The sequence below is a fragment of the Roseateles sp. P5_E4 genome (assembly GCF_054049255.1).
Window position 1 is genome coordinate 73,630 of the sequence record NZ_JBFUMS010000007.1, and the last position, 18,233, is coordinate 91,862.

Consider the following 18,233-nt stretch of genomic DNA (forward strand, 5'->3'; position numbering starts at 1 on the left):
GGACCGAGCGCCGGGCCGCTCCCAAGCCGGGCCACATCCCCTCGGGGGATCGGCCGACGTACTCGTTGGACGAGGGGCTGACATGAGCAGTAAAGAGGACCGCCGTCACCACGAGCGCCCGGCCAACCCGCCGGCCGGCATGCCCGACCGCCGCCAGCACCTGCCGCTGCGGCGCATGAAGCCGGTCGCCCAGCGCCCCAGCCAGCCCCTGCCCTCGCCCAATGACTGGAGCTTCGATCTCATCGACGAGTACCACACCGTCATCAAGAACACCGCCGAGCGCTTCGGCCTGGACACCTATGCCAACCAGCTCGAGGTCATCACCGCCGAGCAGATGATGGACGCCTATGCCTCCGTCGGCATGCCGGTCAACTACCGGCACTGGAGCTACGGCAAGGAGTTCATCAGCACCGAGCGCAACTACAAGCGCGGCCAGATGGGCCTGGCCTACGAGATCGTCATCAACTCCGACCCCTGCATCGCCTACCTGATGGAGGAGAACACGCTGGCCATGCAGGCCCTGGTCATCGCCCACGCCTGCTACGGCCACAACAGCTTCTTCAAAGGGAACTACCTGTTCCGCATGTGGACGGACGCCTCGTCCATCATCGACTACCTCGTCTACGCCAAGAACTACGTCGCCGATTGCGAGGAGCGCTACGGCGTCGATGCCGTCGAAACCCTGCTCGACTCCTGCCACGCGCTGATGAACCACGGCGTGGACCGCTACCGCCGCCCGGCCAAGCTGTCGCTCGCCGAAGAGCGCGCGCGGCTGAAGGACCGCGAGCAGCACGCGCAGTCGCAGATCAACGACCTGTGGCGCACCCTGCCCAAGAAGGCCGACCGCCCCGACGAAGCCGCCGAGAGCCGCCGCTTCCCCGACGAGCCGCAGGAGAACCTGCTGTACTTCATCGAGAAGAACGCGCCGCTGCTGGACCCCTGGCAGCGCGAGGTCGTTCGCATCGTGCGCAAGATCGCGCAGTACTTCTACCCGCAGCGCCAGACGCAAGTGATGAACGAAGGCTGGGCCACCTTCTGGCACCACCGCCTGCTCAACCAGATGTACGACGACGGCTACTTGAGCGACGGCATGATGATCGAGTGGCTCAAGTCCCACACCAACGTCGTCTACCAGCATCCCAACGCCAACCTCAACCCGTATGCGTTGGGCTTCGCGATGTACACCGACATCAAGCGCATCTGCGAGAACCCGACGGATGAAGACCGCGACTGGTTCCCCGACATCGCCGGCAGTGACTGGCTGCCCACGCTCGACCACGCGATGCGCAACTTCAAGGACGAGAGCTTCATCGGCCAGTACCTGAGCCCGAAGATCATGCGCGACTTCCGCCTCTTCTCCATCATCGACGACGAGGCCAAGAGCGAGTACGAGATCTCCGCCATCCACGACGAAGGCGGCTACCGCCACGTGCGCCAGGCGCTGGCGCGCCAGTACGACCTGTCCACCCGCGAGCCCAACATCCAGGTCTGGAACGTCAACCTGCGCGGCGACCGCTCGCTGACGCTGCGCCACGTGCAGCACCTGAACCGCCCGTTGCACGACAGCGCCCAGGAGGTGCTCAAGCATGTCGGCCGCCTCTGGGGCTTTGGCGTGCAGCTGGAAAGCGTCAACACGCGCGGCGACGTGACCAAGCGCTGGAGCGTGCCGGCTCAGGTGGGCTGAGGGCTGATACTCGCCGGCATGTTCCGGCTGCTCCTGTCTGCTGCCCTTGTCGCCACCGCGGCCTGGCCCGCCCATGCCGCCGGCCTGACCGAGCGCCAGGCCTGCCTCAAGCTGATCGGCACCGCCCGTGCCCTGCATCTGGCCGGCCCCAACAAGCGCGGCGACTACCGCTGCAAGCGCCACCCCACCGACGCCGACTTCGTCTTCACGCTGCGCTTCGACGGCCCCAAGGAGCCCAAGGACGCCAGCCATCTGCTGGGCCATTACGCCGTCGACAGGGCAACGCGCGAGGTCTACCAGTGGGATCTCACCACCGGCCAGCGCGGCGCGCCCCTCGTGCCGCCGAAAAGCAAGCGCTAACCTTCGTAGGTCCTGATCTCGATCAGGTGCTTGTTAGGGTCGTTGAAATAGAGCGTCGGCCCCGGCCCACGCGCACCCACCTCGCTGCCCGGCCCCGTGTTCGTACCCACGGAATCAAAGGTCGGCCCATAGCCCAGGCCCGCCGCCTTGATGCGCTCGAAGATGGTCTCGAACTCGGCGCGGGTCACTGCAAAGGCGTAGTGCTCGAAGCCCGGCGTGCCCCAGGGGGCGAGCTGCAGCTGGCAGTCCGGCCCAGCCTTGATGACAGTGAAGGGACCGTCGCGGCCGGCATCGGTGAAGCCCATCACGTCGACGTAGAAGCGCACGCTGGCGTCCAAGTCGTTGACCTTGAGGATCAGGTGGTCGAGCGTGGCCATGCGGTCTCCCCGTATCAGCGAGCGCGCTCCAGGGCGACCTTGATGCCCAGCCCCACCAGCGCAGCGCCCGCGAGCTGCTGGAAGCGCTGGAAGAAGCGCGGCTTGGCCAGCAGCCAATGCCTGGCCCTGCCGCCCAGCGCGGCGGTACACAGGTTGACCGCCGTGCCCGAGACGATGGACACCATGCCCAGCAGGGCCGCCTGCCAGCCGGGATGGCCCAGGGCGGGGTCGATGAACTGCGGCAGGATGGCCAGGAAGAAGATGGCCACTTTGGGATTGAACAGGTTGGACAAAGCGCCCTGGGCAAACGGCGAAGACCAACGGCTGTTCACGGGGCCGGCAGCCACCTCGGTGGGGTGGCGCAGCATCTGCCAGCCCAGCCACACCAGGTAGGCCGCGCCGACCGCCTTGACCACCAGAAATGCCGTGGGAACGGCGGCCAGGAAGGCGGTGAGTCCCAGGGTGGCGGCCGCGACGTGAACCAGCGCAGCGCAGGCAATGCCCAGGCACACCTTGGCTCCTGCGGCCGTGCCGCGCGAGACCGAGTTGGAGAGGATGCAGATGACATCAGGCCCCGGAATGAGCGCAAAGCTCATGTTGAGCAGCGTGAAGGCCAGCAGGGTAGGGAGTTCGATCATTTCAGCCCTGACGTGTTTGAGTGTTCACCAACGACAGCCGTCTCGCGAACAGCACGGCCGACACCAGCAACAGCATCAGCCCCGTCGTCGCCTCGGCCCAGATCGTCAGATTGGCCATCAGCGTGTGCTGCGAGCACAGCCCCAGACGATAGTGCAGCAGGCCATCCAGGCCCAGGGCGCCATAAACGCCAAGGGCCAGCAGGCCAAGCGTGGGCAGACCCAGGCGCGTCAGCACCCATGCCAACAGGCCAACGGCGCAAACCGCAAACCAGCACAACCAGACCGTCCCCGGTGTCAGCCATGCCGGCATGCCAGGATAGAAGGCGATGTACTGAGCGTTGTGACTGAAGTGGGCGAGGCTGGCTGCGAAGTAGGCCGCGACGAGCGGCGCGATGCGGGTGATGTGCATGGCATGCGTTGTACAACGCCATGCCGGGCCACGCGGAGAAGACGCGTCAGCGCAGGCCACCGATGTAGCGGGCCGCTGCCACTGCACGCGCACTTACGGGCGTTGGTGCCGCCGGCGGCGGTTTCGGGAAGAGCATGGCTTGCAGCCGCGCGCCCCAATCCGCCACCTCCGGATGCTCGGCCTGCTGGCAGGCCAGGCGGATGATCTCCCGTGCGTAGTCGGCGTTGCGCACCAGCCATTCCACGTCCGTCACGCGGCCCATCTTGCGGCGCATCAGCACATGCAGGTGGGCGGCCACGGCCAGCTTCTCGCTGTCGCTGGCCATCACGCCACCTGCTCGCCGTGCTGGCTGAGGTCCAGCCCCTGCTGCTCGCGCGCCGCATCCACGCGCAGCCCGCCCAGCAGCAGATAGACCAGCAGCAGGATGCCCGCCGTCATGACCGCGCTGAAGGCCAGCGTGGCCAGGACCGCAACGGCCTGCGTGCCCAGCGACCCGGCCACGCCACCCACGCGCGGATCGGCCAGCAGACCCGTCAGCAACGCCCCAACGATGCCGCCCACGCCGTGCACGCCGAACACGTCCAGCGAGTCGTCGGCACGCAGCCAGCGCTTGAGCCCGGTGGCGCCCCAGTAACAGGCCGCGCCCGCCACCAGGCCGATGAGCACCGCTGAAGCTGGCGTGACAAAGCCGCAGGCGGGTGTGATGGCCACCAGCCCCGCCACGGCGCCGCTGCACAGGCCCAGCAGCGTCGGCGTGCGCCGCGTCGCCCACTCGGCCGCCATCCAGGACAGCGCAGCCGCCGCGGCACCGAGCTGCGTGTTGAGCATTGCGATGCCGGCCCGTCCATCCGCCGCGCCGGCCGAGCCGCCGTTGAAGCCCATCCAGCCCACCCACAGCAGGCCGGCGCCGGTCATCGTGTAGGCCAGGTTGGCCGGCGTGAGTGCAGCACGGCCGAAGCCCACGCGCGGGCCGAGCATCCACGCGGCCACCAGACCCGCGACCCCGGCGTTGATGTGCACCACCGTGCCGCCGGCAAAGTCCAGCGCACCCAACTGGGCCAGCCAACCCTGCGGCGCCCAAACCCAGTGCGCCACCGGCACGTAGACGAACAGCGACCACAACCCGAGAAAGGCCAGCAGGCTGGCGAAGCGCATGCGCTCGGCCACCGCGCCGATGACCAGGCAGGGCGTGATGACGGCGAAGCTGAGCTGGAACAGCGCGAACACCGCCGCCGGCACGCTGGGCATCAGCGGATGCACGCTGACCAGGCCGGTCGCCTTGTCATGCAGCACATTGCCCAGCCCGGCGCCACCCAGGCCGCCGATCCAGCGCTCCAGCCCGGCCGGCCCCGGCTCGAACGCCAGGCTGTAGCCACAGGCGAACCACAGCAGCGTCACCAGCGCGGCGCAGGCCAGCGTCTGGGCCATGACGGCCAGGATGTTCTTCTTGCGCACCATGCCGGCATAGAACAGCGCCAGGCCGGGCAGCGTCATCAGCAGGACCAATGCGGTGGCGCTGAGCAGCCAGGCGGTGTCGCCGGCGTTGATCTGCGCGACTGGCACCTGCTCGGCGGCCAGTGCGGGCATCGCAAGCAAGCCCGTCAGTGACGCGGCCGATCGGCTCCAGAGAGCGGGGCGCGCGGCGGGAAAGCAAGGATGAATAGGCATAGGGATGCGGCGGGTGGTAGCGCCGCATGAATAGCAAGCTCTACGCCAACGCGCCCGCGGCGCCGGCCACGTGGCTCAACCGGCCAACAGCCCGTCGACGAATTCGCGTTGGCCGGTGGGCGTCAAGACCAGTTCGCGCGACGTGTCGCGGCGGCGCAGCCAGCCGCGCGCCAGCAATGCCTCCAGCAAAGCCACGGCCTCGGCGCCCGCGAAATGCTCGCGTCGCTCGGACCAGTCCACGCACGGATAGAGCGCCCGGCCCGCAGCCACGGTCGCCAATTCCAGTCCTTGCGCCTGCAGCGCCGCGCGCGCCGTGTCCGTCAACCGTTCTGTGCTGCCCGCCCGCTCCACCCAGCCGCGCGAGCAAAGGACGTCATGCAGCCGCACGCCCAGCTCGCCGGCCAGGTGGCCGTAGCAGCTGCGGGCACGCCGCAGGCCGCGCATCTCGGGCCGTTGCCAGCGCTTGAGGTCGGCCGCCGGTTCGTCGACGCCGTCGCGCCTGTCGGCCACGCGCAGCAGCGCCTCCAGTGCATGCGCCACGTCGCCGTCAGCCAGGCCGAAATAGCGGTGCCGCCCTTGCGGCCGCACGCGGGCCAGGCCTTCGTCGACCAGCAGCTTCAGATGGGCCGACATCGTCGCCGCGCCCACGCCGGCATGCGTGGCCAACTCGCCGGCCGTGTGCAGGCGGCCGTCGAGCAGCCGTGCCAATGTGCGTGCGCGAGTCGGGTCGGCGATGGCCGCGGCAATGCGCGCAAGGCGGGGTTCGGCGGTCATCGAGGGACCTGTTCGCGCTCGTTCAGGCCGTAATCGCGCACGACATGCGCCACCCGCAGCCGGTAGTCCTTGAACAGCCCGCCGCGCCCGGCCGCCTGAGCCTCGCGATGCCGCTCCACCTCACGCCAGCCGCGCACCGCCTCCTCGTCGCGCCAGAAGGACAACGACAAGAGCTTGTCCGGTTGCGTCAGGCTCTGGAAGCGCTCCACCGAGATGAAGCCGTCCATGCGCTCCAGCAGTGGCTTCAGCGCGGCGGCATGGTCGAGGTAGGCCTGGCGGCCCTCGTCGGTGGGCTGGACTTCAAAGATGACGGCGATCATGGCTGCACATCCTCACAGAAAGTGCGCTCCTCGCGCAGGATGAAGCGCTGCTTCTGCGCGAACTCGAAATTGGCCCGCGCCTCGGGGTCGGCCTTGAGGCGGGCACGGTAAGCCTCGTAGTCGGCCAGCGAGTCGAAACCGACCAGGCCCCAGGCCTCGTAGTTCGTGCCCTCGTGCGGCAGCCAGTAGCCCAGTAGCCGGCCGCCCAGGCGCGGAATGATGCGGCCCCAGGCCTGCGCGTACTCGCGGAAGGCCTCGCGCTGAAAGGGGTCGAGCTCGTAGCGGATGAAGCAGGTGATGGGCATGGAGTGTGCTCACACAAAGTTGAAGGGATGAAGGCAGTGTGGGCGGCTTCACCCCCGCGACGCTTCGCCGTGCAACGAACTGTGTCCCGCCGCCGCGCCAGCGCGGCGGCCGCTATCCTCGCCCGGCATCCCAGCCCCATCCACCGTGCCCAAACTCTCGCCCCGCCCTGCACCTGCTCCCGCGAGCTGGGCGGATTGGCTGCTGGGCCCGAAAGGCCAGGGCCGCGGCGCGGTGAAGCTGACACTGCTGGCGCTGACGGTCTACGGCCTGTTCGCGCTGAACGTGGCCGTGCAGGTCAACCTCGGTCTGATGGAGGCCCGCCCCGGAGCCTGGATCAGCGGCGTCGGCCTCGCCGGCATCGCGGGCTTTTACGTGCTGGTTCGCACGGGCCTGAGCCGTCATCTGGCACGCGACCGGTCGCTGACGCTGCCGCAATCGGTCTTCGGCGCGCTGATCACAGCCTGGGGCTATGCCATCGACCCGCCGCTGCGCGGCGCCATCATCGCCATCATGCTGCTCAACCTCGTTTGGGGCATGTTCGTGCTGTCGCAGCGCCAGGCCTTCGGGCTCTATCTGTTCGGGCTGGCGTCGCTGGCCGTCGCGATGGGCTATGGCGCCACGACGGACCCGGCCAACTTTCCCGCGGCGGTCGAGTCCCTGCACTTCAGCTTCGCGGCCATCCTGATGACGGCGGTGTCGGTGCTGTCGGTCAACATGGCGCGGCTGCGCGCCAAGCTCAGCGCGCGCACCGCCGAACTGCGCGCTGCGCTGGGGCGCATCCAGTACCTGGCCCACCACGACGAGCTGACCCAGATCAGCAACCGCCGCCATTTGAGCGAGCGCCTCGCCGCCGAGCAGCTGAACCAGCGCCAGCATGGCCATGTGATGAGCCTGGTGCTGATCGACATCGACCACTTCAAGACCGTCAACGACCGCCACGGCCACGGCGTGGGCGATGCGGTGCTGCGTCATTTCGCGGCCACTCTGCACGCGACGCTGCGCACCAGCGATTTCGCCGGGCGCTGGGGTGGCGAGGAGTTCCTCGTCGTCACGCCGCAGGCCAGCGCCGACACGGCCGCAGCCCTGGTCGAGCGCCTGCGCGACGCGCTGGAAGCGGCCTCCTTTGACAGCATCGTGCCGGGCCTGCACGTCACCTTCTCCGCCGGCGTGGCGGAATGCGCGCCCGGCGAGGACCTGCACCTGGCCATCGACCGCGCCGATCGCGCCCTCTACCAGGCCAAGCAGACCGGGCGCGCCCGCACGGTCAGCGAGTTCGCACCGCTGGTGTGAGCGCCGGCTACAGCGGCGCGACAGGGATGCACAGCTCGCAGTCGAACACACCGGTCTTGAAGTCGAATTTCGACTGCGGCCCGTAGTGCTCGAAGCAGGGCCGCGCATCCAGCTGCAGGCCGCTGCTCGGCAGCCACCGGCCCATCATGGCCGCCCAGGCGGCGCCGATCTCGGCGGCCGTGCCTTCGAAGTCCAGCGCCGCATAGCGGCCGCCGGGCAGTTCGGTGACGAGGGCGCCGCCGTTGGGCGCCCAGTCATCCGGCACGGCCACGCCGGCGTCGTAGCGGCATTGCTCGGGCGGCACGAGGCTCGGGTCGTCGTGGCTGATCCCGAAGCGCGACACGGCGCCGAGGTTCTGCGTGGCCAGCCAGGGGTTGAAGGTCTCGGCCCAGAAGCGGCCAAGGGCAGGGCCATAGGCGCCCTGGTAGCGCAGATAGCCCATGCGCACAGGCGGGCGGTCGATGAGGCGGACGTTCACGGGATCTCCTTCGTCGCGGTTGCGGGAGAAGCCATGCTCGTCGTCCGGCCCGGCGCCGGCTTGATCCAGATTGCTATCGGCCTGATCGAGATTGCGCCATTGCGCCGGTGGCAGGCCGAAGCGCTGCTTGAAGGCCCGCGAGAAGGCCTCGGCCGAGCCATAGCCCACGCTGAGCGCGATGCTCAACACCGTCGAATCCGGCTGGCCGCGCAGCCGCTGAGCGGCCTTCTCCAGGCGACGGCGCGCCAGGTAGTCGCCCAGGGTCTGGCCCGTCCAGGCCAGGAAGAGGCGGTGGAAGTGATAGGGCGAGAAGTGAGCGACGGCGGCCAGCGCCTCCAGGTCCAGTGGCGCGTCCAGATGCCGGTCGATGTGGGTCTGCACGCGGTGCATGCGGGCCTCGTACTGGCGCCGACTCGCGTTGTTCAAGCCCAGGCCCTCACCAGCCCGCGCATCGCGTCCGCATGCACCGCGTTGAGCTCGTCGGCCGCGGCCTTGGAATCCGACTGAAAGGCAACAACGACCCAGGGCGAACGGCTGCCCGGCGGAAACACCAGAGCCACGTCGTTGACCGCGCCACGGCCGCCGCTGCCGGTCTTGTCGATGACGCGCCAGCTCGCATCCGGCACGCCGGCCCGCAACCGCTTCAGGCCGGTGCGCGAGGCTTGCAGGTCGGTCCACAAGCGCGCCTGGTTGGCCCGTTTCAGGCCCGGGCCGAGCAGCAGATGCTGCAGCGTCTTCGCGAAGGCGCGCGGCGTGCTCGTGTCGCGCGGGTCGCCCGGGGCGTTCTCGTTGAGCTCGGTCTCGAAGCGATCCAGGCGCGTGACCGCATCGCCCTGCTGGCGCAGCCAGGCCGTCAGGCCGGCGGGCGAATCACAGCAATGGCGCAGCAGCACATTGGCGCAGGGGTTGTCGCTCTCGACGACGATGCCCTGAACCAGCTCGGCCAGCGTCGCCTGGCCACGCGGCAGCAAGCGGTCGAAGGCCGGCGAATGCGGCACGCGCTCGCTCTCACGCAGGGGCACCGCGTCGTTCCAGCCCCAGCGCCCGGCCTCCACGCCCTGGGCCACGCGCGCGGCGAGCAGGATCTTGAAGGTCGACGCCGTAGCGAATCGCTCGTCAGCGCGGTGGGCCATCACGCGGCCGCTGCCGGTGTCGATGGCGAAGAAGCCGATTCGGCCCTGCACGCGGCGTTCCAGCGCGGCGAAGTCAGCGGCATTGGTGGCAAGGCTGCGGGTGGCTACAGGCGCCAGAGCCAGGCCAGCAAGGAGGGGACGACGTTTCATGCGCCGCATTCTCGTGCGCCCCCGCACGGCCCCGGTGCGGGGGGCACCTGCACGGCCCGTCCGCAAACTGACTACTCCGTCAGACTTGCGCAACAACGCTGTCATGACGGCCGCCAGCCCCTGCGGCGGTCCGCACAATCGCCGCCGGCCCTGCAGTTGGGGCCGCTTCCTTTTTTGGAGTCGTTGTTTGATGAACGCACCGCGCATGAGCCTCCTGGCCCTCGCCTTGAGCACCGCCATTCCCGCCCTGGCTCAAGAAGCCCCGGCCAAAGACCGCAGCCAGCTCGAAACCGTCGTCATCACGGCCGAGCGGCGTGCCGAAAACATCAAGGACGTGCCCAACGCCGTCTCCAAGATCAGCGGCGACAAGCTCGACGTGCTGGCCTCCGGCGGCCAGGACCTGCGCTTCCTGTCGGGCCGCGTGCCCAGCCTGAACATCGAGTCCAGCTTCGGCCGCGCCTTCCCGCGCTTTTACCTGCGCGGCTACGGCAACACCGACTTCCGCCTCAACGCCTCGCAGCCGGTCAGCGTCATCGTCGACGACGTGATCCAGGAGAACCCCATCCTGAAGGGCTTCCCCATCTTCGACACCGCCGCGGTGGAAGTCGTCGCCGGCCCGCAAGGCACGCTGTTCGGCCGCAACACGCCGGCCGGCGTCGTCAAGTTCGACTCCGTCAAGCCCAGCCACAAGCAGGACGGCTACGCCAGCGTCACGGTGGGCAACTACGGCACGCTGAACCTCGAAGGCGCGGCCAACCTGCCCCTGAGCGGCGACTGGGCCGCGCGCATCTCCGCGCAGAGCCAGCGCCGTGGCGACTGGGCCGAGAACACCGCCCCCGGCGCCGCCACGCCCAAGACCGAGGGCTACCGCGACAGCGCCGTGCGCGCCCAGGTGCTGTACGAGCCGCACAAGCAGTTCAGCGCCCTGGCCAACCTGCACGTGCGTGACCTCAACGGCAGCCCGCGCCTGTTCCGTGCCAACGCCATCAAGCGCGGCACGAACGACCTGGCCGACGGCTTCGACGCCGAGAAGGCCGCCTTCAATGGCGTCAACGACCAGACCTTGAAGCAGACCGGCGGCAGCCTGCGCCTGAAGTGGTCCCTGCCCGGGCTGAACATCTACTCGATCACCGGCGGCGAGCACGTCAAGCCGCTGTCCCGCGGCGACATCGACGGCGGCGTGCCCGGCCAGGCCGGCGTGCCCTTCCAGTCCGAAACCGGCAGCGGCATGAACGGCCACCGCCAGCTGACGCAGGAAGTGCGCCTCGAGTCCAACACCGCCGGTCCCTTGAGCTGGCAGGCGGGCGTGTATCTCTTCGACGAGAAGTACACGATCGACAACATCACCTACAACACGACGACCCACGCCGACGTCGACCACATCTACAGCGCGCAAACCAACAAGGCCGGCGCGGTGTTCGGCTCGCTCAACTACGCCGTCAGCGATGAGCTCAAGCTGCGCGCCGGCCTGCGCTACACCAAGGACAAGAAGGACCTGTCCACCACCCACGCCGGCACGGGCCTGTTCAACACCTCCACCGGCACCAGCGCCAGCACCGACGACGGCAAGTGGAGCGGCGACCTGTCGGCCACCTACAAGCTCGACGCCGACACCAACCTCTACGCCCGCTACGCCAATGGCTTCCGCGCGTCGTCCATGCAGAACGCATCGGCCTTCGCCGGCCAATCGCAGGCCAGCCCGGAAACCGTCAACTCCTATGAAGTCGGCTTCAAGAGCGAACTGCTCAAGCGCACGCTGCGCCTGTCGGGTTCGCTGTTCAGCTACACCGTCAAGGACCTGCAGCTGACGGCCGTGGGCGGCAGCGTCAACGCCACCCGCCTGCTCAATGCCAAGAAGGCCACCGGCACCGGCGCCGAGATCAACCTCGAAGCGCTGATCACGCCCGATCTGATGGTCACCTTCGGCGGCTCGCTGAACAACACCAAGCTCAAGGACGCCGGCCTGGGCGTGCCTCCGGGCGGCTCGCTGAAGGTCAATGGCGCCTTCCCGACGGTGCAGGACCCCATCGTCGGTAACAACGCGATGGTCGACGGCAACTCGCTGCCCAACGCGCCCAAGTGGACCTACAACCTCACCGCGCGCTGGAGCATTCCTCTGGCCAGCGGCGACGAGGTCTACGTCTATACCGACTGGGCCTACCGCTCCAAGGTCAACTTCTTCCTGTACGAGGCCACCGAGTTCACGGGCAAGAGCCTGACCGAAGGCGGCGTGCGCGTGGGCTATCTGTGGGGCAACGGAAAGTACGAAGCCGCCGGCTTCGTGCGCAACGTGACCAACCAGATCCGCGTGACGGGTGCCATCGACTTCAACAACCTGACCGGCTTCATCAACGAGCCGCGCACGTATGGCGTGCAGTTCAAGGCGATGTTCTAAAGAGCGCTCGCCGAAGACAGGAACGCCGCCCTCGGGCGGCGTTTTTCATGGGCCTCCGTCGTCAGTTCAAGCCGTCTTGATGCGGTGGAGCGCGCAGAGCTTGTTGCCGTCCGGATCGCGCACATAGGCCAGGTGCATCGCACCGAGCGCCCCCTCGCGCAGGCCCGGCGGCTGCTCGATGGACTCTCCGCCGTGTGCCACCGCCACGTCGTGGAAAGCCTGCACCTGCTCGGGCGACGCGCACCCGAAGCCGATGGTGCCGCCATTGGCATGCGAGGCCGGCTCGCCGTTGATCGGCTGGCTCATGCAGAACGTGCCACCCGAATGGCGGTAGAACACCCGCTGGTGGCCCGAGGGCCCCTGGTTGCAAAAGCCCTCGGGCACGCCGAGCGTGCCGAGCACCGCGTCATAAAAGCGCTTGCTGCGCTCGATGTCGTTGGTACCGACCATCACGTGGCTGAACATGGGTATCTCCTCAAGAAAACGTCGAAAGCGCAGGATTGTGGTGCGCTGTGATGTTTGTGGACGCCCGACGCCAGGCGTCCTGATCACTCGGGACTAGGACGGCATGCGCGTGACATGGCTGACCACGATGGCCCAGCGGCCGTTGACCCGGATCAGCGTGTCGGTGAAGCGCACATCGACCGCGAAGGGCTTGCCGCCGGAGTGGCCCTTCAGCGAAGTGATGCCCTGTACCACCGCCGCGTCGCCATACACGCGCGCCGTCATGTCGTGGTTCTCGAAGCGCTCGTATTGCGGGTCGCCATCGCGGACTTCCTGGAGCGCCTGCGCCCGGCTCTGAACCTCGGCGCTGGTGCTTACGAGGTTGAACTCAGGTGCGAGCAGGCGTTCAAGCGCCGCCAGGTCGCGCAGGCGGAAGGCGTCGCACGCAGCCTGGGTCACTGCCATGGCTTCCTTCTCCGCGACCGAGGCGCCTGCTGCGGGGTTGATGAGCAGCGCGGCAGATGCCACGGCGGCGAGATACGGGATGCGGAGGGTGATCATGGCGAAGGTCTGGCGGCGGCGGTCCTCTAGGTCGTCTACTTTGCCGCGCCCGCCTTCAGAAAGCCATTCACGTCGAGCCAGCGGACGAAGACCGGGAACCAGCCCTCGGCGGTCTTGCCCGGGTAGCCGAGCCCGAAACCATGGCCGCCGTTCTGGTAGAGATGGAATTCGACCGGCCGGCCGGCATCGAACCAGGACTTGACGACGCCCATCTGGCCGCGGAACAGGAAGTCGTCGCTGGCGATGACGTTGAACATCGGCGGCGCGTCCTTGGGCACGTCGACCGGCCCCATGCCGCCGTAGATCGGCGCGATGAAGGCGAGCTTCATGGTCTTGGAGTTGAGCGTGCTGTGCATCGTCAGGCCCGCGCCGGCCGAGAAGCCCACCATGCCCAGCCGCCTGGTGTCGACGCCCCATTCCTTGGCGCGCGAGAGGATGAGGGCATGCGCCGCTTCGGCGTCGGCAAGCTGGTTGGCGAGGTCGGGCACCAGCGAACGCGGATTGCCGTCGCTCGATCCGGCCGCGGTGAACATGCGGTTCATCGAGTCCTTGAAGCCGTCGAGCGAGTCCGGCGTCGGCTGCAGCCGGTACTTGAGGACGAAGGCGGCAATGCCCTGGTCGGCCAGCGCCTGGGCCACCTTCCAGCCCTCGTTGTTGATCGACAGCCAGCGGAAGCCCCCGCCCGGCGCCACCAGCACTGCCGCGCCATTGCCCTTGCCCGGCGCGGGCAGGTAGGGCGTCAGCGTGGCGGTGGTGACGTTGCGCACCATCGGCTCGCCCCACTGACGGAACCAGCTCTCGGCGGCCGGCTGCTTGTCGACGCCGCCGGTGCCGAGCGGGATGGCGCGTGGCTCGGCGGGCGCCTGCAGCGGGTGGATGGTGCCGTCCTGCGCGAGGGCGCATGTGGCAGCGGAGGCCAGCAGCAGGGCCAGCAAGGTGGAGAGAAGTGAGGGCATGGTCGTTTGTCCAGCGAGTTGTTGGGGTCAGCGCGGCAGCAGCAGCGGCCGCGTCAGCGAGAAGTTGGCGCTCTCCACGGGCGCACCGGTGTCGGGCTGGCCGCCGCCGACGCTGAGCCGATAGGCGCCAGGCATGACCTGGCGCACGCCGTCGCGGTCCACGAAGCTCAGGTCGCGGGCATCGAGCCGGTAGCTCAGCTCGCGCCGTTCGCCCGCCTTCAGATGCAGGCGCTGAAAGCCCCGCAGCGCCAGGCGCGGCCCGCCCTCGAAGCGCGGCGGCGCCAGGTAGAGCTGGGCCACCTCGTCGCCATCGCGCGTGCTGGTGTTGGTGACGGCCGTGCGCACCACCAGGCCCACGTCCTTGCCGTCGTCCTGCACCTCGACCTTGGGCGCCTCGTAGCGGAAGCTGGAATAGCTCAGGCCATGGCCGAACGGGTAGACCACCGGTTTGTCAAAGAAGCGGTAGGTGCGCCCGGCCATGCGGTAGTCGTCAAACGGCGGCAGGTCGCTCGCGCTGCGGTAGAAGGTCACCGGCAGCCGCCCGGCCGGGTTGGCCACACCGGTGAGCACCTGCGCGATGGCCTGGCCGCCGCCCTCGCCCGGGTACCAGGCCTGCAGCACCGCCGCCGCGTTCGCCTGCGCCCAGGACAGGTCGATGGCGCTGCCGCTCAGGTTCAGCACCACCAGTGGCTTGCCCCCCTGCGCCGCGGCCTGCAGATAGGCGCGCTGGTCGGCCGGCAGGTCCAGCGTCGTGCGGTCGCCGCCCTGGAAGCCCTCGATCTTGACGGGCATCTCCTCGCCTTCCAGGTCCGACGTCAGGCCGACGACGGCCACCACCACGTCAGCGCCCTGCACAGCGGCGCGCAGGTCGGCCAGCGGCTGGCGGGACACGCGCTTCCAGACCATGCCGGGCGGCGCCCCGGCGCCGGACTCCGTCTCGAACTGCATCGCATAGCGCTCGCCCTGCTTGAGGTCCACCTGCGTCAAGGCCACCGGCTCGGCCCATTGGGTCGGCCGCCTGGCCAGCGTCACATCACGGCCGGCAACGCGCACCTGGCCTTTGGCACCCGCAACGCCGAGCCGGTAGCTGCCCGTCTCGGGAGCGACGAAAAAGCCCGTCAAGACCACCCGCGTCACCTCGCCGGACTCGGGAAAGTCGCGCACGCGTGAGTCGAGCTGCGCCACGCCGTGGCTGGCGAAGGCCTTCTCCTGAAAGCGGCGCTTGCCCGGCGCCACTGGGGAGTCGGGCTGGAGCTTGAAATAGCTGGCATGCAAGCCCGGGCTGCCGTCGGGCGCCACGAAGGCGCTGGCGGGCACCGGGTCGCCGTCGGTGATCGACGGACCGAAAGGCACGAGGCTGACCTGCGCTCCAGTGAACTGCTGGCTCAGCCCTTCGAAGACCGTCTGCGTCGGCCCCGTCTGGCCTGACGAATAGTTGCCGCGCATCACGCGTCGCGCATCTGCCAGCGGGCCGACGACGGCGATGCGCGCCGACGCCTTCAGCGGCAGCACGCCGTCGTTCTTCAGCAGCACCAGGCTCTCTAGCGCGGCGCGAAGCGCCAGCGCGCGCTGATCGGGCGAATTGATCGCCTCGGCCTTCGGGAAGCTGCGCTCGCCCAGCCCCGGCAGATCGCCATTGCGCAGCCGCGCGGCAAACAGTCGCACCAGCGCGTTGTCGATGTCGGCCGCGCGGATGTAGCCGCGCGCCAGCGCCTGCTTGTAGCGCTCGCCCAGGCCCGGCGTGTGCGACAGCGTGGCGCCATTGCACTCGTTGTCCACGCCGGCCTTGAGGGCAGCGGCGACTCCGGCCGGGGCGTCGGGCGCGTACTTGTGGCGGGCATGGATGTCGACGACGGCATCGCAATCCGACACCACGTAGCCGTTGAACTTCCAGTCCTGGCGCAGCGTCTTCACCAGCAGGCTGTGGCTGGCGCAGGCCGGCTCACCGTTGACGCGGTTGTAGGCGCACATGATGGAGCCGGCCTGCGCGTCGACTATTGCCGCGCGGAAGGCGGGCAGGTAGGTGTCCTCCAGGTCCTGCGCCGACACCCACACGTCCACCGAATGCCGCGTGGACTCGGGGCCGCTGTGCACGGCGAAATGCTTGGGGCTGGCAATGACGTGCGGCAGCGCCGGGTCAGGCCCCTGCATGCCATGCACGAAGGCCTTGCCGAGCGTCGCGGTCAGGAAGGGGTCCTCGCCATAGGTTTCCTGGCCCCGCCCCCAGCGCGGATCGCGAAAGATGTTGATGTTGGGCGACCAGGTGTCCAGCGCGCCGCCGATCCTGTGCGGGTTGGGCTTGCCGCGCCCCAGTGCATAGACGGCCCGCACCTCGGTGCTGATGCTGGCCGCCACGTCCTGCATCAGCCGGTCGTTGAAGCTGGCGGCCAGGCCGATGGGCTGCGGGAAGTTCGTCGTCGCCCCGGGGCCGAAGGCGCCGTGCAGCGACTCCGTCCACCAGTTGTAGGCCGGGATGTTCAAGCGCGGGATGGCCGGCGCGCCGTTGAGCAACTGCTCCGTCTTCTCGTCGAGCGTCAGCTGGGCCACGATCTGGCGGGCCTGGGCGTCGGCATCCGTCCTCGGGCTGGCGACGCCCAGGCCGCTGAGGGCCAGGCCCCCGGCGAGGCAGGCGATGGAAAGGGTCTTCAACGGCGTCTCCATTTTTGTCGTTGCGCTAGATTGTGTGGTAGCGCAATCATTTGGACACCTGCTTTTCCCTGATTGACGCCATGGCGACCCCTGCGCAATCCACTCGCGTCCTCTATGAGAACGCGCTCAAGTCGGGAGCGATGAATTCGACAGTGTGATCGATACCAGAATCGATATCTGGAGGTCAGCCGTCACGCAGCGGCCGAGCGCCGTGCCAGGTGCATCGACAAGCCCACGGGCCCCATCGCCAGCTGCAGCAGCTCACGCGGCGCCTGGCCGTCGGGCGTATCCACCGCCGTGATGTCGAAGTGCCGCAGCAGCAGGACACAAGCCAGCTTGATCTCCATCAGCGCGAGGTAGCGCCCCGGGCAGATGCGCGGCCCGGCGCCGAAGGGCATGGACAGGCGCTTGGCTGCGCCGGCCTGCTTGGCATCCACCAGCCAGCGCGCGGGGTCAAAGGCGGCCGCGTTGGTCAGGTGGCGCTCGCTCGTGGCATCGCGCCGCATGACGGCCATGACGATCATGCCGGCCTGCACCTGCACATCGCCCACACGCGCGTCGCGCATGGCCTGCATGACGTTGATGGGCGCCACCGGGCGCAGCCGCATCGTCTCGTGCGCGCAGGCCTCGACGAAGTCCAGCGCGCCGAGCTGCTCCAGGGTCGGCAGCGCGGCCTCGCCACAAACGCGGTCCACCTCGGCCCGCGCCTGGGCCAGCACGTCGGGGTGCTGCCACAGCAGCCAGATCATCCAGGCCAGCGTGTTGGCCGTCGTGTCCTCGCCGGCCAGCAGCATGGTCAGCACATTGCCGGCCACCTGCTCGTCGTCGATGCCGCTGCCGGGTTCGTCGGCCGCCACCAGCATGCCTTCGAGCAAGTTGCCGGGCTCCTCGCGCAGCGCCGGGTTGGCCGCCATCCGTGCCCGTGCCTTGGCGACGAAGCCCTGCACCGCCACGTTCACCTCAGCCACGCTGTGCGTGAGTGCGCGGTCCTTGGCCGATGGCCACCAGCGCCACAGGGGCAGCGGCGCAAAGATGCGCTTGAACAGCATCGGGAAGATGCGGTTCAGGTGCTGCTGGATGACGTCCTCGTCGGACTGCAGCGTGTTGACGTCCTCGCCAAAGGCCAGGCCTGCCACCGCATCCACCGTGAAGCGCATCAGGTCGGCCTGCAGCTCGATGCGCCTGTCCTCTCGCGCGGCGACCTGCCAGCGGTCGACGAGGCGCTCGGCCACACGCAACAGGAAGGGGTAGTAGCGCTTCACATGCACCGGGTCCAGCCCAGCCATGACCATGCGCCGCTGGCGCTTCCAGGCCTCGCCGTTGGAGCCGAACAACCCGGCGTTCAGCCCCATCTCCCGGCCCACGTCCTCCAGCCGCTGCGTGCGCCTGAAGCCATCCGGCCGGTCGCGCAGCGCCGTGCTGATCAGCTCGTGGTCGCCGACGATGACGAGGCGGCGCTTGCCCAGCTTGAGCTTGAAGATCGGCCCGAACTCCTCGCACCAGGCCTCCACCTGCTGATGCACCCGCGTCGAATCGATCTGCAGCAAGTTGCCAAACACCGGCACGCCACGCGGACCGGGCAGGTCATCGAACTGGCGCAGCGCGCCAACGGGAGGGGCGGCGAGGGTGTCCATCGGGGCA

General features: G+C 68.7%; 19 protein-coding genes. 4 read left to right on the plus strand and 15 right to left on the minus strand.

All coding sequences use genetic code 11. The annotated features are described in order from the left end of the window. Positions 1–139 precede the first annotated feature (139 nt). A complete protein-coding gene (locus tag ACXJLH_RS14915) occupies positions 140–1,684 on the plus strand; it encodes a SpoVR family protein (protein ID WP_457389013.1) in 1,545 nt (514 codons plus the stop codon). A gap of 18 nt (positions 1,685–1,702) precedes the next feature. Next, positions 1,703–2,044, plus strand: coding sequence for a hypothetical protein (locus ACXJLH_RS14920; protein WP_056190960.1), 342 nt, complete (start codon positions 1,703–1,705; stop codon positions 2,042–2,044). On the opposite strand, the gene ACXJLH_RS14925 is transcribed toward ACXJLH_RS14920, so the two are convergent. The 8 genes from ACXJLH_RS14925 to ACXJLH_RS14960 form a co-directional block, all read right to left on the minus strand. After that, positions 2,041–2,421, minus strand: coding sequence for a VOC family protein (locus ACXJLH_RS14925; protein WP_457444904.1), 381 nt, complete (start codon positions 2,419–2,421; stop codon positions 2,041–2,043). The two genes, ACXJLH_RS14920 and ACXJLH_RS14925, sit on opposite strands and share 4 nt — an antisense overlap. A 14-nt stretch (positions 2,422–2,435) precedes the next feature. After that, positions 2,436–3,059 (minus strand): LysE family translocator, encoded by a 624-nt coding sequence (locus tag ACXJLH_RS14930; protein ID WP_457444906.1) that lies wholly within the window; start codon positions 3,057–3,059, stop codon positions 2,436–2,438. 1 nt (position 3,060) lies between these two features. Further along, positions 3,061–3,468: a hypothetical protein gene (locus tag ACXJLH_RS14935; RefSeq protein ID WP_056190966.1), complete on the minus strand. Its 408-nt coding sequence runs from the start codon at positions 3,466–3,468 to the stop codon at positions 3,061–3,063. A 46-nt stretch (positions 3,469–3,514) separates the two neighbouring features. Continuing rightward, positions 3,515–3,793: a hypothetical protein gene (locus tag ACXJLH_RS14940; RefSeq protein ID WP_056190967.1), complete on the minus strand. Its 279-nt coding sequence runs from the start codon at positions 3,791–3,793 to the stop codon at positions 3,515–3,517. Then, positions 3,793–5,055 carry an ammonium transporter gene (locus tag ACXJLH_RS14945; protein WP_457444908.1) on the minus strand — a complete coding sequence of 421 codons (1,263 nt, stop codon included), beginning with the start codon at positions 5,053–5,055 and terminating at the stop codon, positions 3,793–3,795. Before ACXJLH_RS14945 ends, ACXJLH_RS14940 begins: the two co-directional genes overlap by 1 nt. A gap of 156 nt (positions 5,056–5,211) precedes the next feature. Further along, positions 5,212–5,910 (minus strand): ArsR/SmtB family transcription factor, encoded by a 699-nt coding sequence (locus ACXJLH_RS14950; protein ID WP_457444910.1) that lies wholly within the window; start codon positions 5,908–5,910, stop codon positions 5,212–5,214. Continuing rightward, positions 5,907–6,230: an antibiotic biosynthesis monooxygenase family protein gene (locus ACXJLH_RS14955; protein WP_056190972.1), complete on the minus strand. Its 324-nt coding sequence runs from the start codon at positions 6,228–6,230 to the stop codon at positions 5,907–5,909. The genes ACXJLH_RS14950 and ACXJLH_RS14955 overlap by 4 nt, the downstream gene beginning before the upstream one ends. Next, positions 6,227–6,535: an NIPSNAP family protein gene (locus ACXJLH_RS14960; protein WP_457353297.1), complete on the minus strand. Its 309-nt coding sequence runs from the start codon at positions 6,533–6,535 to the stop codon at positions 6,227–6,229. Before ACXJLH_RS14960 ends, ACXJLH_RS14955 begins: the two co-directional genes overlap by 4 nt. 145 nt (positions 6,536–6,680) lie before the next feature. Here ACXJLH_RS14960 and ACXJLH_RS14965 point away from each other — a divergent pair, with 145 nt between their 5' ends. Continuing rightward, a complete protein-coding gene (locus ACXJLH_RS14965) occupies positions 6,681–7,826 on the plus strand; it encodes a GGDEF domain-containing protein (RefSeq protein ID WP_457444912.1) in 1,146 nt (381 codons plus the stop codon). 7 nt (positions 7,827–7,833) lie between these two features. On the opposite strand, the gene ACXJLH_RS14970 is transcribed toward ACXJLH_RS14965, so the two are convergent. Then, complete coding sequence (locus tag ACXJLH_RS14970; RefSeq protein ID WP_457444914.1) at positions 7,834–8,730, minus strand: AraC family transcriptional regulator; 897 nt, start codon at positions 8,728–8,730, stop codon at positions 7,834–7,836. Further along, a complete protein-coding gene (bla, locus tag ACXJLH_RS14975) occupies positions 8,727–9,587 on the minus strand; it encodes a class A beta-lactamase (RefSeq protein WP_457444916.1) in 861 nt (286 codons plus the stop codon). The genes ACXJLH_RS14970 and bla overlap by 4 nt, the downstream gene beginning before the upstream one ends. Before the next feature lie 205 nt (positions 9,588–9,792). Here bla and ACXJLH_RS14980 point away from each other — a divergent pair, with 205 nt between their 5' ends. Further along, complete coding sequence (locus ACXJLH_RS14980; protein WP_457444918.1) at positions 9,793–11,982, plus strand: TonB-dependent receptor; 2,190 nt, start codon at positions 9,793–9,795, stop codon at positions 11,980–11,982. Between the two features lie 66 nt (positions 11,983–12,048). Here ACXJLH_RS14980 and ACXJLH_RS14985 read toward each other — a convergent pair whose 3' ends face one another. The 5 genes from ACXJLH_RS14985 to ACXJLH_RS15005 all read right to left on the minus strand — a co-directional run bounded on the left by ACXJLH_RS14985 (position 12,049) and on the right by ACXJLH_RS15005 (position 18,226). Then, complete coding sequence (locus ACXJLH_RS14985; RefSeq protein WP_056190984.1) at positions 12,049–12,447, minus strand: VOC family protein; 399 nt, start codon at positions 12,445–12,447, stop codon at positions 12,049–12,051. 93 nt (positions 12,448–12,540) lie between these two features. After that, complete coding sequence (locus ACXJLH_RS14990; RefSeq protein ID WP_457444920.1) at positions 12,541–12,987, minus strand: nuclear transport factor 2 family protein; 447 nt, start codon at positions 12,985–12,987, stop codon at positions 12,541–12,543. 35 nt (positions 12,988–13,022) lie between these two features. After that, on the minus strand, positions 13,023–13,943 hold the full coding sequence (locus ACXJLH_RS14995) for an alpha/beta hydrolase (RefSeq protein WP_457444922.1): 921 nt from the start codon (positions 13,941–13,943) through the stop codon (positions 13,023–13,025). 27 nt (positions 13,944–13,970) lie between these two features. Continuing rightward, complete coding sequence (locus ACXJLH_RS15000; RefSeq protein WP_457444924.1) at positions 13,971–16,592, minus strand: glycoside hydrolase family 3 C-terminal domain-containing protein; 2,622 nt, start codon at positions 16,590–16,592, stop codon at positions 13,971–13,973. A gap of 191 nt (positions 16,593–16,783) precedes the next feature. After that, positions 16,784–18,226, minus strand: a complete 1,443-nt coding sequence (locus tag ACXJLH_RS15005) for a cytochrome P450 (RefSeq protein WP_457444926.1) — start codon at positions 18,224–18,226, stop codon at positions 16,784–16,786. Positions 18,227–18,233: the final 7 nt, after the last annotated feature.

What these genes read in the sequence shown, in the direction of transcription:
- ACXJLH_RS14945 (WP_457444908.1), bottom strand. Translation starts at nt 5,055, where the DNA reads ATGCCCGCACTGGCCGCCGAGCAGGTGCCAGTCGCGCAGATCAACGCC.
- ACXJLH_RS14935 (WP_056190966.1), bottom strand. Translation starts at nt 3,468, where the DNA reads ATGCACATCACCCGCATCGCGCCGCTCGTCGCGGCCTACTTCGCAGCC.
- ACXJLH_RS14990 (WP_457444920.1), bottom strand. Translation starts at nt 12,987, where the DNA reads ATGATCACCCTCCGCATCCCGTATCTCGCCGCCGTGGCATCTGCCGCG.
- ACXJLH_RS14955 (WP_056190972.1), bottom strand. Translation starts at nt 6,230, where the DNA reads ATGATCGCCGTCATCTTTGAAGTCCAGCCCACCGACGAGGGCCGCCAG.
- ACXJLH_RS14925 (WP_457444904.1), bottom strand. Translation starts at nt 2,421, where the DNA reads ATGGCCACGCTCGACCACCTGATCCTCAAGGTCAACGACTTGGACGCC.
- ACXJLH_RS14980 (WP_457444918.1), top strand. Translation starts at nt 9,793, where the DNA reads ATGAGCCTCCTGGCCCTCGCCTTGAGCACCGCCATTCCCGCCCTGGCT.
- ACXJLH_RS14960 (WP_457353297.1), bottom strand. Translation starts at nt 6,535, where the DNA reads ATGCCCATCACCTGCTTCATCCGCTACGAGCTCGACCCCTTTCAGCGC.
- bla (WP_457444916.1), bottom strand. Translation starts at nt 9,587, where the DNA reads ATGAAACGTCGTCCCCTCCTTGCTGGCCTGGCTCTGGCGCCTGTAGCC.
- ACXJLH_RS14930 (WP_457444906.1), bottom strand. Translation starts at nt 3,059, where the DNA reads ATGATCGAACTCCCTACCCTGCTGGCCTTCACGCTGCTCAACATGAGC.
- ACXJLH_RS14995 (WP_457444922.1), bottom strand. Translation starts at nt 13,943, where the DNA reads ATGCCCTCACTTCTCTCCACCTTGCTGGCCCTGCTGCTGGCCTCCGCT.
- ACXJLH_RS14940 (WP_056190967.1), bottom strand. Translation starts at nt 3,793, where the DNA reads ATGGCCAGCGACAGCGAGAAGCTGGCCGTGGCCGCCCACCTGCATGTG.
- ACXJLH_RS15005 (WP_457444926.1), bottom strand. Translation starts at nt 18,226, where the DNA reads ATGGACACCCTCGCCGCCCCTCCCGTTGGCGCGCTGCGCCAGTTCGAT.
- ACXJLH_RS14950 (WP_457444910.1), bottom strand. Translation starts at nt 5,910, where the DNA reads ATGACCGCCGAACCCCGCCTTGCGCGCATTGCCGCGGCCATCGCCGAC.
- ACXJLH_RS14985 (WP_056190984.1), bottom strand. Translation starts at nt 12,447, where the DNA reads ATGTTCAGCCACGTGATGGTCGGTACCAACGACATCGAGCGCAGCAAG.
- ACXJLH_RS14920 (WP_056190960.1), top strand. Translation starts at nt 1,703, where the DNA reads ATGTTCCGGCTGCTCCTGTCTGCTGCCCTTGTCGCCACCGCGGCCTGG.
- ACXJLH_RS14915 (WP_457389013.1), top strand. Translation starts at nt 140, where the DNA reads ATGCCCGACCGCCGCCAGCACCTGCCGCTGCGGCGCATGAAGCCGGTC.